Raw genomic sequence first — 14,116 nt, 5'->3', positions numbered from 1 at the left:
CGGCCCCAGCGGCGGCGGGTCCGATGAGGAAGGCACGGACTGGCGCCCGTGAGGGACACAAAGGAGAGCCGGCTGCTGCTGGTACTACTGGTGGTCGTGGCGCTCGCGCTGATCACCGTCGACATCCGGGGCGGCGAGAACTCCCCCCTGGACCGGCCGCGACGAGTGGCCCAGTCGGCCTTCGGCCCGGTGGAGAACGCGGTGTCCGGCGTGGTCGACCCGGTGGGCAACGCGGTGGACGCGGTCCGCGACTCCGGCCGCGACAGCAGCACCATCAAGCGGCTGGAGCAGGAGAACACCCAGCTCAAGCAGCAGCTCGGCAGCAAGGACACCACCCGCGCCCGTGCCCAGGAACTGGACAAGCTCCTGAAGGTCGCCGGCGCCGGGCAGTACACCGTCAAGGGAGCGCAGGTCATCGCGATAGGAGCGGCCCAGGGCTTCTCCTGGACGATCACCATCGACTCCGGCAGCAACGACGGCCTCAAGCGCGACATGACGGTGATCAACGGCGACGGCCTCGTCGGCCGGGTCACCACCGTCGGCCGCTCCACCTCGACCGTCCTGCTCGCCAACGACCCGGACTTCACCGTCGGCACCCGGCTGGAGGGCAGCCAGGAGATCGGCTTCGCCACCGGCCAGGGCAACCGGCCGCTGCGCGACCAGCTCCTCAACGGCAAGGCCGACGTGCACAAGGGCGACCGGGTGGTCTCCTTCGGCTCCGACAAGGACAAGCCCTTCGTGCCCGGCGTGCCGGTCGGCAAGGTGGTCAGCGTCGAGCCGTCGGACGGCAACCTCACCAAGACCGTCGAGGTCCAGCCGTACGTGGGCTTCACCAAGCTCGACGTGGTCGGCGTGGTCGTGGTCGGCCCGCGCACCGACCCGCGGGACAGCGTGCTGCCGGCCAAGCCCACCCCGTCGCACACCGCGAAGCCCAAACCGAAGAGCACCCCGTCGCCGGGGGACACCCCCGGTTCCGGCAGCTCCGACGGCGCGGTCCCGCCGAGCACCGAGCCGACGACCTCGACGACCTCGACCAACCCGACCTCCACCGACGGGGACTGACGCCATGCGCCCGAACCGGATCGTGCTCTCCACCGTCCTGGTGGTGATCGCCCTGGTCGCCCAGGTCAGCGTGCTGGCCCGGCTGCACCTGCCGGGTGCGGTCCCCGACCTGCTGCTGCTGACGGTGCTGGGCCTGGCCCTCACCTACGGCCACGTCGGCGGCTGCCTGATCGGCTTCTTCGCCGGACTGCTCGCCGACGTCGCGCCGCCGGCCGACCACGCGGTCGGCCGCTACGCCCTGGTGCTGTGCGTGATCGGCTACGCGGCCGGCCTCGCCAGGCCCGACAGCGGCCAACTGCGCACCGCCGCCGGTCCGATGCTGGTGGTCATCGGCGCCGCCGTCGCCACCACGCTGCTGTACGCGGGCGTCGGCGGACTGGTCGGGGACACCGCGGGCGCCCACGTCGGCCTGGCCAAGCTGGTGTTCACCGCGACGCTGTACGACCTGCTGCTGGCGCCGTTCGTGGTCCCGCTGGTCATGGCGCTGGCCCGCCGTTTCGACCACGACCCGCTCGCGGAGGACGCCGCCGGCAGCGGCTACGGCGGCGGGTTCGGCGGCGGCCGGGGCGGCGGTGGCGGCGGCCGGTTCCGCCTCCGCGGGCGCGGGCGCGCCAGAGCGGGCGCCGGAGCAGGCATCACCCCGCAGCGCGGCCTGTTCGGCCGGGCGCGGTTCAACGGCAGCATGGTGGCAAGGGGAGCACGGCGATGACGGCGAGTGGTGCCCGCACGGAGCGAGCGAGCGGGGAGAGCGAGTAGATGAGCAACATCCCGGAGACCGGGCGGACCAGCCGGGTCACGATCCGGCTGGTCATCCTCCAGGTGCTGGTCCTCTCGCTGCTGCTGACCCTCGGCGGCCGGCTGTGGTACCTCCAGATCCGCAACGGCCAGGAGTACGACCAGGAGGCCGCCAGCAACCACTACCAGCAGGTCGTCACACCGGCCGTGCGCGGCTCGATCCTCGACGACCGGGGCGTGCCGATCGCCGACAACCAGACCCTGCTGGTGGTCTCGGCCAGCCGCACCGACCTGCTCCAGCAGGCCGACGGCGGCACCGCCGTGCTGACCCGGCTGGCCAAGGTGCTCGGCATGAAGCCCCAGGACGTGATGGACAAGGTGCGGCTGTGCGACGCGCAGACCCCGCGCCCGTGCTGGAACGGTTCGCCCTACCAGCCGATCCCGATCACCGACGAGGCCACCACCCAGCAGGCCCTCCAGATCATGGAGCGCCGCGAGGACTTCCCCGGCATCACCGCGGAGCCCACCGCGGTGCGCACCTACCCGGCCCCGGACAAGGCGAACGCGGCCCAGGTACTCGGCTACCTCTCCCCGGTCACCGACAAGGAGGTGGCCGCCTCCGAGAAGACCAGCAACCCGCTGCTGCGCTCGGACCAGGTCGGCCGCTCCGGCCTGGAGAGCACCTACGACGACCAGTTGCGCGGCAAGGCCGGCGTCACCAAGTACCAGGTCGACAACCTCGGCCGGGTGATCGGCAAGGCGTCCGAGACGCCGGCCACGCCCGGCGACAACGTGGTCACCAGCATCGACGCCAAGGTGCAGGCGGTCACCGAGAAGGAACTCAACGACGCGATGGTGACCGCGCGCAAGACGTACGACCCGGTCACCCACAAGAACTTCAAGGCCGACTCCGGCGCCGCGATCGTCATGGACAACAAGACCGGTCAGATCATCGCGATGGCCAGCGAGCCCACCTACGACCCCAACGAGTGGGTCGGCGGCATCTCGGCCAAGGACTACGCGGCCCTGACCGACACCAAGTCCAACTACCCGCTGCTCAACCGCGCCATCCAGGGCGAGTCGGCGCCGGGCTCGACCTTCAAGGTCATCTCCACCTCGGCCGCGGTCAAGGCCGGCTACAGCGAGGACGGCCCGTACGCCTGCACGTCGTCGTTCTCCATCGGCAACCAGGTCTTCCACAACGACGAGAACGAGAGCTACGGCGACATCTCGCTGGCCCGCGCGCTCGAGGTCTCCTGCGACACCGTCTTCTACCGGCTCTCCTACGCCCAGTGGCAGAAGGACGGCGGCAACGACCCGAAGAACCCCAAGGACTACTTCTACACGACCGCCCACCAGTTCGGCCTCGGTGCCACCACCGGGGTGGACCTGCCCGGCGAGGTCACCGGCCGGGTCCCGGACCGGCAGTGGAAGAAGGACTTCTGGGAGGAGAACAAGGCCGACTGGTGCGCGACCGCCAAGAAGCACAAGAACGACAAGAACCCCTCCCTGAGCGTCGCGATCGCCATCGAGAACTGCCCGGACGGCTACGAACTGCGCGCCGGTGACTCCGTCAACTACGCCATCGGCCAGGGCGACACGCTCGTCACCCCGATCCAGATGGCCCGGATCTACGCGGCCCTCGCCAACGGCGGCACCCTGTACCAGCCGACCATCGGCAAGGCCGTGATAAGCCCCGACGGCAAGACGGTCACCCCGATCAAGCCCAAGGCGGTCGCCAAGCTGCCCGACTCCAAGTCCACGCTGAAGTACATCAACCAGGCACTGGCCGGCGTGGTCACCGAGGGCACCGCCGACTGGAAGTTCGGCAACTGGCCGCAGGACAAGATCCCGCTGCACGCCAAGACCGGTACCGCGGAGGTCTCCGGCAAGCAGAGCACGTCCTGGTTCGACACGTACACCAAGGACTACACGATCGTCATGACGATCTCCCAGGGCGGTACGGGCTCCGGCGGTTCGGGTACCGCGATCCGCCGCATCTACGAGGCGATGTACGGCATCAAGAAGGACAGCACCACGATCGACCCGAAGAAGGGCATCATGCCCCAGCCGGTCACGTCGCTGCCGAAGATCTCCGCCGACGGCTCGGTGGTCAGCGCCCAGCAGGCCGCGTACTCCACCGAGGTCGCCGACACCTTCGCCAACTCCCCGGCCGGATCGACCGGGGGCGACCCGGTGCCCGCGCTGGCCGCGCTCACCCCGACCCGGACCGAGAAACTGCTGTACGGCAGGAAGTACACGTGATGAGCGCGAACTCCTACTCCGTCCGGCGGTTCACGCCGGAGCGCTCCACCATGGGCAAGCTGTTCGCCCGGGACTCCGTGGTGCGCCGGATGGACTGGCTGCTCTTCCTGGCCACGATCCTGCTGTGCTTCATCGGCACGCTGCTGGTCTACTCCGCGACCCGCAACCGCACCAGCCTCACCCACGGCGACCAGTACTACTTCCTGATCCGCCATGTGATGAACGCCGGGATCGGCCTGGCGCTGTGCATCGGCGCGATGGCCATAGGGCACCACCGGATGCGCACCATCGTGCCGTTCTTCTACGCGCTGTCGATCCTCGGCATCCTCGCGGTGCTCAGCCCGCTGGGCTCCACCGTCAACGGCGCGCACTCCTGGATCATCATCGGCGGCGGCTTCTCGCTCCAGCCGTCGGAGTTCGTGAAGATCTCCATCATCATCGGCATGGCGATGGTGCTCTCCGCCCGGGTCGACGCCGGTGACCAGGAACACCCCGACCACCGCCGGGTGACGCAGTCGCTCGCGCTGGCCGCCCTGCCGATCCTGATCATCCTGATGATGCCCGACCTCGGGTCGGTGATGGTGCTCGGCGCCATCGTGCTCGGCGTGCTGCTCGCCTCCGGGGCGTCCACCCGCTGGGTGTTCGGGCTGATCGCCACAGGGATCGTGGGCTCCCTGCTGGTCTGGCAGCTCGGCATCCTGGACAAGTACCAGATCGACCGGTTCGCCGCGTTCGCCAACCCCGCGCTCGACCCGTCCGGCGTCGGCTACAACACCAGCCAGGCGCGGATCGCGATCGGCTCCGGCGGGTTGCTGGGCAAGGGCCTGTTCCACGGCAGCCAGACCACCGGCCAGTTCGTGCCCGAGCAGCAGACCGACTTCGTCTTCTCGGTGGCCGGCGAGGAACTCGGCTTCGTCGGCGGCGCGTTCATCGTGCTGCTGGTCGGCGTGATCCTCTGGCGCGCCTGCACCATCGCCCGCAACGCCACCGACCTGTACGGCACGATCGTGGCGGCCGGCGTCGTCGCCTGGTTCGCCTTCCAGTCCTTCGAGAACATCGGCATGACGCTCGGCATCATGCCGGTCACGGGCATCCCCCTACCCTTCGTGTCCTACGGCGGATCATCGATGTTCGCCAACTTCGTGGCCATAGGGATGCTCCAGTCCGTGAAGATGCAGCGGCCCATGTCGGCGTAGCGCGCTGCTGCCCGCTGCCCGCTGCCCGCTGCCCGCTGCTCACCGCCTGCCGCCTGCCGCCTGCCGTCCGCCGTTCGCCCCGTCGCCGGTCCGGCCGGGCGCGTGTCGCGGCTCGGGTACCCTTGAGGGTCACCCTCCCCCCGACGGCCCGGCCGCCGGGGCGCCCGCAAGATCAGGACACACGAAAGTCGCCGAGATGCCTGTCGAGTCGGTCTTCCCGCGCCTGGAAGCGCTGCTCCCGCATGTACAGAAGCCGATCCAGTACGTCGGCGGTGAGCTGAACTCCACCGTCAAGGACTGGGACGCCGCCGACGTGCGGTGGGCGCTGATGTACCCCGACGCGTACGAGGTCGGCCTGCCCAACCAGGGCGTCATGATCCTCTACGAGGTGCTCAACGAGCGGGAGGGCGTGCTCGCCGAGCGCACCTACAGCGTGTGGCCGGACCTGGAAGCGCTGATGCGCGAGCACAAGGTGCCGCAGTTCACCGTGGACAGCCACCGCCCGGTCCGCGCGTTCGACGTCTTCGGGCTCAGCTTCTCCACCGAGCTGGGCTACACGAACATGCTGGCCGCGCTCGACCTCGCCGGCATCCCGCTGGACGCGGCCGACCGCACCGAGGACGACCCGGTGGTGCTGGCCGGCGGGCACGCGGCGTTCAACCCCGAGCCGATCGCCGACTTCATCGACGCGGCCGTGATCGGCGACGGCGAGCAGGCGGTGCTCACCATCACCGACCTGATCCGCGCGTGGAAGGCCGAGGGCCGCCCCGGCGGGCGCGACGAGCTGCTGCTGCGGCTGGCCAGGACCGGCGGCGTGTACGTCCCGCGCTTCTACGACGTGGAGTACCTGCCCGACGGCCGGATCTCCCGGGTCGTGCCCAACCGCTCCGGCGTGCCGTGGCGGGTGTCGAAGCACACCGTCATGGACCTCGACGAGTGGCCGTACCCGAAGCAGCCGCTGGTGCCGCTCGCGGAGACCGTGCACGAGCGGATGTCGGTGGAGATCTTCCGCGGCTGCACCCGCGGCTGCCGGTTCTGCCAGGCCGGGATGATCACCCGCCCGGTGCGCGAGCGCTCCATCACCGGCATCGGCGAGATGGTCGACCGGGGCCTGAAGGCGACCGGCTTCGAGGAGGTCGGCCTGCTGTCGCTGTCGTCGGCCGACCACACCGAGATCGCCGACGTCGCCAAGGGCCTCGCGGACCGGTACGAGGCGGACAAGATCGGCCTGTCGCTGCCCTCCACCCGGGTGGACGCGTTCAACATCGACCTGGCCAACGAGCTGACCCGCAACGGCCGCCGCTCGGGCCTGACCTTCGCCCCCGAGGGCGGCTCCGAGCGCATCCGCAAGGTGATCAACAAGATGGTGTCGGAGGAGGACCTGATCCGCACCGTCGCCACCGCGTACGGCAACGGCTGGCGGCAGGTGAAGCTGTACTTCATGTGCGGCCTGCCCACCGAGACCGACGAGGACGTGCTCCAGATCGCGGACATGGCGCGCAAGGTGATCGCCAAGGGCCGCGAGGTGACCGGGCAGAACGACATCCGCTGCACCGTGTCGATCGGCGGCTTCGTCCCCAAGCCGCACACCCCCTTCCAGTGGGCGCCGCAGCTCGGCGTCGAGGAGACCGACGCCCGGCTGGAGAAGCTGCGCGACGCGATCCGCGGCGACCGCAAGTACGGCCGCAACATCGGTTTCCGGTACCACGACGGCAAGCCCGGCATCATCGAGGGCCTGCTCTCCCGCGGCGACCGCCGCGTCGGCGCCGTGATCCGCGCGGTGTACGCCGACGGCGGCCGGTTCGACGGCTGGCGCGAGCACTTCTCCTACGAGCGCTGGCTGCGTGCCTGCGACGCCGCGCTCCCCGCGTTCGACCTGGACCTGGCCTGGTACACCACCCGCGAGCGGACCGCCGAGGAGGTCCTGCCCTGGGACCACCTGGACTCCGGCCTGGACAAGGACTGGCTCTGGGAGGACTGGCAGGACGCCCTCGACGAGACCGAGGTGGACGACTGCCGCTGGACGCCGTGCTTCGACTGCGGGGTGTGCCCCCAGCTCGACCTGGACATCCAGATCGGCCCCACCGGCAAGAAGCTGCTGCCGCTGACGGTCGTGAACGGCGCGGGCGGCAACTGAGCCGGCCGCAACTGAGCCGGCCGCAACTGAGCCGGCCGCACCGGGGACGGCGCCCGGGCGGTCGGCCGGGCCTCACCAGGGCAGGGTGCCCGAGCGGTCCACGAGGCGGCCGGTCGGGCCGTCGGGGCCGATCGTGGCGAGCGCCACGATCGACTCGGCGCCCACCTCGACGCTGTGGCCGAGCCCGCCGGTGAAGTCGGTCGCGGTCTGCCCGGGGTCGGCGGCGTTGACCTTCACGTCCGCCAGCTCCCGGGCGTACTGCGTGGTGAGCATGGTGACGGCGGCCTTCGAGGCGGCGTACAGCGGCAGGGAGTACTGCGACTCGATCCGCTCCGGGTCGTGGGTCAGGCCGAACGAGCCCATCCCGCTGGACACGTTGACGATGACCGGGTGCGCGGACCTGCGCAGCAGCGGCAGGAACGCGTGCGTGACGCGGACGATCCCGACGACGTTCACGTCCAGGACGGCGCGCACGTCGGCGGCGGTGTACTCCTCGACCGGGCCGACCCGGCCGTGGATCCCGGCGTTGTTCACCAGGACGTCGAGCGCGCCCTCGTGGGCGGCGACGTCGGCGGCGGCCGCCTCGACCGACGCGTCGTCGGCCACGTCGATGCGGACGAAGCGCGCGCCGACCGCCCCGGCCGCGGCCCGGCCGCGCTCGGGGTCGCGGGCGCCGAGCAGGACGGTGTGGCCGGCCTCGACCAGGCGGCGGGCGGTCTCCAGCCCGAGCGACCTGCCTGCTCCGGTGACGAACGTGGTGGTCATGGCTGCTCCTCCGGCTCCGGGCGGCGGCCGGTGCACCGCCCCACCTCCGAGCGTGGCGGGCGGCGGGCGCCGGGGGGAGCCACGGACGGTGGTGGTACGGCGCGTACCACCCTTGGTGGCCCGGTGCGCGGGTGCCCGGCGGGCGCGGGGCCCGGCGCGGTGGTGCACCGCCGGCGCCTCACCCCCGCGCGGACACCGCCTGGACGCCGACGGCGGCGAGGAGGTCGAGCTTGCCGCGCGCGTCGGTGCCCGGGCGCGCGGTGTAGACGACGAGGTGCAGGTTGCCGCCCTGGGTGGTGAGGGTGTCGGAGTTCAGCGCGATGTCGCCGACGTCGGGATGCCCGACCACCTTGTGGGCGCTCTCGTGGCCGCCCACCGACGGCCGTCCCCACAGCTCGCGGAAGCGCGGGCTGCGCTCCAGCCGCGCGACCAGGGCCGCGACGCCGGGGTCGGCCGGGAACCGGCTCGTGGTCGCCCGCAGGTCGGCGACCAGGGACTCCTCGAAGGCGGTCCGCTCGTCGGCGGTCTGCCGGACCGGGGCCGGCATGGCGTCCAGGAACTGCCAGACCAGCGCGTTGCGGTCCGCCGGGCCGAGCCGGGCGGGGTCGCCGAAGGTCGCCGCGAACAGCGGGTTCCAGTGCAGCAGCCCCCAGGTGGCGTCGTAGACCGACAGCGGGTTGGCGGCGAGTTCGTCCATGATCCGCAGCAGGCTGTCGGGGACGTGCCGCGGCACGCGGCGGGGGTCCGCGGCGTGGCCGGCCAGCCGCAGCAGGTGGGCGTGCTCCTCGCCGGTCAGCCGCAGGGCGCGGGCCAGCGAGGCGCAGACCTGGGGCGAAGGGGCCGCCACCCGGCCCTGTTCGAGGCGGACCACGTACTCGACGGAGATGTCGGCCAGCGACGCCAGTTCCGAGCGCCGCAGCCCGGGCACCCGGCGCGCCGAGCCGTGCGGCAGCCCCGCCGTCGCCGGGTCCAGCCGGTCCCGCCACGCCCGCAGCGCGGCACCGAGGGGGTTCATGCCCTCCATGCTCCCGCACCCGGCCCCGCGGCGGACGGCGCCGGAGCGGAGGGGCGCGATCCGGCCAATCGATGCCATCGTTGTCATGGCTGTGGACATGTCAATGACGGCCGTGCTCTCATGCCTGCTGGGTGCTCCGTTTCCCCTGGTGCAAGAGGTGCGCGAGGGGCAGGGCGGACGGGTCCGAGGAGGCGTCATGCGTACGGTGCCGGGGACGCGCGGGGGAGCGGTGCCACTGGTGCTGGCGCTGCTGCTGGCGGTGGCGGCGCTGCTCCAGGGGGCCGGCGCGACCGGCGCCCGGGCGGAGACGGCCGCCGCCACGACGCAGGTGTGCGCGCTGTACTGCGACACCCTCGACCCCTCGCAGGCCGCGCAGGAGACCTTCCCCGTCCCCGACCTCAGCCTCAACGGCCGGGTGGTACGGCTGCACGTCGACGACACCGACGGCATGGCCTGGGCCAGCATCGACGGCGGGCAGACCGGTGACTCGGTGTGGCTGGACCGCTCCTGGGACGGCGGCACCACCTGGGACGGGCTGCTCGGCAAGGCGTCCATCCCCTCGACGTGGACCGGCACCCGCACGCTGATGTACAACCTCTACGACCCGACGAACCACCGCCGCGCGGTGCTGCGCGCCTGCGGCGACGCGCAGGGCGTCGCGTGCACCACCTGGGCGCACCTCACCGTCTGCGCCACGGCCTGCGACGGCTCCGGCAGCGCGCCCGGCGACACCCAGCCGGTCCCCGCCACGACGCTGAGCGGCCGCACCATCGCGCTGCACACGGACAGCACCGGCATGGCCTGGGGCACCATCGCGGGCGGCAAGGCGGGCGACGAGATCTGGCTCGACCGCTCCTGGGACCAGGGCGCGAGCTGGCCGGACGGCTCCTCCAAGGGCCGTACCAGCACGCCGTCCGGCGCGACCGGCACGTCCACCGCGCGCTTCAACACCAGTGACCCGCTGGGCCGGTTGTACGGCGGGGCGGTGCGCGCGTGCGGCCGCGCGGTCGAGGGCCAGAACGGAAGCTGCACCGCGTGGGCGCGCCCGGCGCCGACGAAGGCGTCGGCCGCCGCGGACGCGCTGATGTACTCCTACGACCCGAACACCGCCTACTGGCCGTCGAGCTGGTGGAACTCCGCGGTCGCGCTGGCCACCGTGATCGACTACATGCGGCAGACCGGCGACACCCGCTACGAGTGGATCGTGCGGCGCACCTACCAGATCGACAAGGCGTCCTTCCCCGCCGGCGCCCGCAGCTCCGACCCGATCGACGGCGACTTCATCAGCCGCGCCACCGACGACTCCGAGTGGTGGGCGCTGGCCTGGATCGACGCCTACGACCTCACCGGCGACCACACCTACCTCGACGAAGCGGTCACCATCGCCACCTACGTCAACGGGCTGTGGGACACCGGCACCTGCGGCGGCGGGGTGTGGTGGGACCGGGAGCGCACGTACAAGAACGCGGTGACCAACGGGCTGTACGTCCGGATCGCCGCCGAACTGCACGACCGCATCCCGGGTGACACCACCTGGCTGGGCCGGGCCACCACCTCGTGGCAGTGGTTCCAGAAGAGCGGCCTGATCAACTCCTCCGGACTGGTCAACGACGGCCTCACCAGCGGGTGCGCGAACAACGGGCAGACGGTCTGGTCCTACAACCAGGGCCTGGCGATCGGGGCGGCGGTGGAGATGTACCGCGCCACCGGCGACTCCGCCGACCTGAGCACCGCGCGCAGGCTGGCCGACGCCGCCGTGGCCTCCCCGGCGCTGGTCAGGAACGGCGTGCTCACCGAGTCCTGCGACGCCTCCACGCCGTCCTGCGACGACAACGCCAAGCAGTTCAAGGGCGTCTTCATGCGCTACCTCCAGGACCTGGACTCCGTCACCGGCAACGCCTACGGCTCCTTCGCCGCCGCTCAGGCCGGCTCGCTGTGGTCCACCGCGCGCGACGGGCTGAACCGCGTCGCCGAGGACTGGTCGGGCGGCGGCACCGCGGACTGGCGCACCGAGGCGTCCGCGCTGAGCGCCCTGCTCGCGGCGTCCTGACGGTCGGGGCGCCGTTCGCCGCCGGCGGGTTCCGCGCCGCCGGCGGGTTCGTCGACGCCGACGGGTTCCGCGACGCCGGCGGGTTCTTCGGCGTCCAGGCGTCCGGTGTCGGGGCGTTCCCCGGTGCCGGGGCGTCCGGCGTCGGACCGCTCACCGTCCGGGCCCGCGGCCCCCAGGTGCCTGTTGCCGAGCCCCTCGTCGCCGAGCCGTTCGAAGAAGCGCAGGATCTCCACCGGGAAGGGCATCACCAGGGTGCTGTTCTTCTCCGCGGAGACGTCCACCACGGTCTGGAGCAGGCGCAGTTGAAGGGCGCCGGGGGTGTCGGCCATGGTCGCGGCGGCATCGGTCAGGCGCTGCGACGCCTGGAGTTCGCCGTCCGCGGCGATGACCCGGGCCCGGCGTTCCCGTTCGGCCTCGGCCTGCTTCGACATCGACCGCATCATCGACTCCGGCAGCGCGATGTCCTTGATCTCCACCCGCTCGATGCGCAGCCCCCACGGCCCCTCGGTGGGGGCGTCCATGACCTTCTTCAGCTCCGCGTTGACCCGGGTGCGGTCCGACAGCAGCGTGTCGAGGTCCGCCCGGCCGATCACCGCGCGCAGCGAGGTCTGCGCGATCTGCGCGACCGCGCCGCGGTAGTCGTGCACGTTGACCAGTGCCTTGACCGGGTCCACCACGCGGAAGTAGACGACCGCGTTGACGGTCAGCGTCACGTTGTCCGCGGTGATCGCGCCTTGCGGCGACACCCCGAACACCTCGGTCTGCACGGGCACCTTGTGCATCCGGTCGCCGACCGGGCTGATCAGCCGCAGGCCCGGCTCGCGGATGTCCGGCAGCAGCCGGCCGAACCGGAAGACGACGCCCAGCTCGTACTGCTGCACGTTGCGCACGCTCAGCGCGAGCAGGGCCAGCGCCAGGACGGCGACGACGATCAGGACGGTGACGAGGACGACCACGGCCGGTCACCTCCCCGGGCGGAGCCCGTCGCCCCGCGGATCCGGCAGGCGCCCCGCGGGCACCGCGTCGGGCGAGGCGGACGGCGGCAGGTCGTGGTCCGGCGGGAGGCCGTCGTCACCGGGACGGTCCCCGGGGCGCTCCCGCCAGGGGAAGTCGGCTGCGGGCCGGGCCTCGGCGCCTTCCTCGGCGCGGGCGGGCGGCCCGTCCTCGATCCGCGGTGCGGGTTCGCCGTCCCGCTGCTCGGCGGCCTGCCTGCGCAGCAGCCAGACGCCGGCGACGGCCACGACCGCGATCACCGCGAGGGCTATGGCGATGGTCATCGGTGGTTCACCTCGCCGTGCGGCGCGCCCGTACGACGACGGCCGCCCGCACTCGAACGGTCACCGGTGGCGGCGCCGACCCGGGTGCGCCGACGCACGAATCGCCCCGGTACCTCCACATTACCCCGCCTCCACACCCCCCGACCGCCCCACACCCCCGGCCCACCCCCGCGGCGGGCGGGGGGTGCCGGAGGGGGCGCGGGGAACTGCGCGCCCAGCCAGGACGGCGCGTCCGTGGGCGGGCGGCGCGAGCCCCTGCGGCGAGTGGGGGTGCCGCGGCGGGCGGGGGGTGCCGGAGGGGCGCGGGGAACTGCGCGCTCAGCCGGGACGGGGCGGCCGGGGGCGGGCGGCGTGTGCCCCTGCGGCGGGCGGGGGTGCCGGAGGGGGCGCGGGGAACTGCGCGCTCGGCCAGGACGGGGCGGCCGGGGGTCGGGCGGCGTGAGCCCCCGCGGCGAGCGGCCCGCTGGCACCCCCGGAGGGCCCCGCGGCGTAACCTTGGACACGCAGGAACACCCGGGCGGGCCGCACAAGCCCCGCACGGGCGTAGCGAACGCGAGACGAAGGACTGAGCGACACTGGGCAAGCGACAGCCCGAGGGCCCGCCGCCGGCGCCGGCGGTGCAGCGCATCCGCCTGCGGTACACCAAGCGCGGCCGCCTCCGGTTCACCAGCCACCGCGACTTCCAGCGCGCCTTCGAGCGGGCCCTGCGCCGCGCCGAGGTGCCGATGGCGTACTCGGCCGGGTTCACCCCGCACCCGAAGGTGTCGTACGCGAACGCCGCCCCGACGGGCGTCGCCAGCGAGGCGGAGTACCTGGAGATCGCGCTCGCCGCACCGCGCGACCCCGAGCGGCTGCGGCTGCTGCTGGACGGGTCCCTGCCGGACGGCCTCGACGTCATCGAGGCCGTCGACGCCCGGACCTCCGGCCTCGCCGAGCGCCTGGAGGCGTCGGTGTGGCAGTTGCGGCTCGACGGCGTCGAGCCCGAGGAGGCCCGCCGGGCCGTGGCCGCGTTCCTCGCCGCCGACACCGTCGAGGTCAAGCGCACCACCAAGAACGGCGTGCGCACCTTCGACTGCCGGGCCGCCGTCGCGCGGTTCGAGGTCGTCCCGGCGTCGGTCGGGGCGGCGGTCGCGGAGGCCGCCGCGGGCGGTACGGACCGGTCGGACGCGACGGATCAGGGTGCCGCCGCGCCTCGGGGCGGCGCTTGTGCGATACTGCGGCTGGTTGTACGACACCTGACACCTGCCGTGCGACCCGACGACGTACTGTCCGGCCTCCATGCGACGGCCGACCTCGCGCCGCCGGTCCCCGTAGCGGTGACCAGGCTGGCGCAGGGGCCGCTCGACGAGGAGTCCGGCACGGTCACCGACCCGCTCGCGCCCGATCGCGACGCCGTGGCGGTGCCTGCCGGTTCCGCCTAGGTACGGCGTCGACGCGTTGCCGACGCGCCAGGGAGCCACCCGGGCCGGGCGACGCTGACCACACGAGACTTTCGTCGGCCCCCCGCAGGGGCGGGCCGACGAGCGAGACAGCAAGCCCCCGTGCGGCGCCCGCGCCCCGGCGGACGGCCACCGCGACCCAAGCGGCCCGCCGACCCCGGAACACCAGGCGCGG

The 14,116-nt window shown here is 72.7% G+C and carries 10 protein-coding genes and 1 pseudogene; 7 read left to right on the top strand and 4 right to left on the bottom strand.

Annotated elements, in window-relative coordinates; genetic code table 11:
- The first annotated feature begins 48 nt into the window (after positions 1-48).
- From mreC to RVR_RS11205, 5 genes are all read left to right on the top strand, one after another.
- The gene (mreC, locus tag RVR_RS11225) at positions 49-1,062 is read left to right on the top strand and encodes a rod shape-determining protein MreC (RefSeq protein WP_202233714.1); all 1,014 of its coding nucleotides are present in this window, start codon (positions 49-51) and stop codon (positions 1,060-1,062) included.
- A 4-nt stretch (positions 1,063-1,066) separates the two neighbouring features.
- Entirely contained in the window at positions 1,067-1,771 is a 705-nt protein-coding gene (gene mreD / locus RVR_RS11220) for a rod shape-determining protein MreD (RefSeq protein WP_202233713.1), read from the top strand.
- Positions 1,772-1,818: 47 nt separating this feature from the next.
- The gene (mrdA, locus tag RVR_RS11215; protein WP_202233712.1) at positions 1,819-4,062 is read left to right on the top strand and encodes a penicillin-binding protein 2; all 2,244 of its coding nucleotides are present in this window, start codon (positions 1,819-1,821) and stop codon (positions 4,060-4,062) included.
- Positions 4,062-5,258, top strand: a complete 1,197-nt coding sequence (gene rodA / locus RVR_RS11210; RefSeq protein ID WP_202233711.1) for a rod shape-determining protein RodA — start codon at positions 4,062-4,064, stop codon at positions 5,256-5,258. The genes mrdA and rodA overlap by 1 nt, the downstream gene beginning before the upstream one ends.
- 196 nt (positions 5,259-5,454) lie before the next feature.
- The gene (locus RVR_RS11205) at positions 5,455-7,395 is read left to right on the top strand and encodes a TIGR03960 family B12-binding radical SAM protein (protein WP_202233710.1); all 1,941 of its coding nucleotides are present in this window, start codon (positions 5,455-5,457) and stop codon (positions 7,393-7,395) included.
- Positions 7,396-7,467: 72 nt separating this feature from the next.
- Here RVR_RS11205 and RVR_RS11200 read toward each other — a convergent pair whose 3' ends face one another.
- Together RVR_RS11200 and RVR_RS11195 are read right to left on the bottom strand one after the other, a co-directional pair.
- Positions 7,468-8,160, bottom strand: a complete 693-nt coding sequence (locus tag RVR_RS11200) for an SDR family NAD(P)-dependent oxidoreductase (protein WP_202233709.1) — start codon at positions 8,158-8,160, stop codon at positions 7,468-7,470.
- Positions 8,161-8,338: 178 nt separating this feature from the next.
- Positions 8,339-9,175: a helix-turn-helix transcriptional regulator gene (locus tag RVR_RS11195; RefSeq protein ID WP_202233708.1), complete on the bottom strand. Its 837-nt coding sequence runs from the start codon at positions 9,173-9,175 to the stop codon at positions 8,339-8,341.
- On the opposite strand from RVR_RS11195, the pseudogene RVR_RS38880 reads away from it, so the two are divergent.
- Positions 9,174-11,144, top strand: a pseudogene (locus tag RVR_RS38880) (glycoside hydrolase family 76 protein); the annotation flags it as partial. The gene RVR_RS11195 and the pseudogene RVR_RS38880 sit on opposite strands and share 2 nt — an antisense overlap.
- Here RVR_RS38880 and RVR_RS11185 read toward each other — a convergent pair.
- The gene (locus RVR_RS11185; RefSeq protein ID WP_237404686.1) at positions 11,096-12,181 is read right to left on the bottom strand and encodes an SPFH domain-containing protein; all 1,086 of its coding nucleotides are present in this window, start codon (positions 12,179-12,181) and stop codon (positions 11,096-11,098) included. The pseudogene RVR_RS38880 and the gene RVR_RS11185 overlap by 49 nt on opposite strands.
- A gap of 6 nt (positions 12,182-12,187) precedes the next feature.
- Entirely contained in the window at positions 12,188-12,502 is a 315-nt protein-coding gene (locus RVR_RS11180; RefSeq protein ID WP_202233706.1) for a hypothetical protein, read from the bottom strand.
- A gap of 617 nt (positions 12,503-13,119) precedes the next feature.
- On the opposite strand from RVR_RS11180, the gene RVR_RS11175 reads away from it, so the two are divergent.
- Positions 13,120-13,923 carry a TIGR03936 family radical SAM-associated protein gene (locus tag RVR_RS11175; RefSeq protein ID WP_202233705.1) on the top strand — a complete coding sequence of 268 codons (804 nt, stop codon included), beginning with the start codon at positions 13,120-13,122 and terminating at the stop codon, positions 13,921-13,923.
- The last annotated feature ends 193 nt before the right edge of the window (positions 13,924-14,116 follow it).

Origin of the sequence: Streptomyces sp. SN-593, assembly GCF_016756395.1 — a bacterium.
Classification (GTDB): Bacteria; Actinomycetota; Actinomycetes; order Streptomycetales; family Streptomycetaceae; genus Actinacidiphila; species Actinacidiphila reveromycinica.
This window is presented reverse-complemented; position numbering and strand designations above follow the sequence as displayed.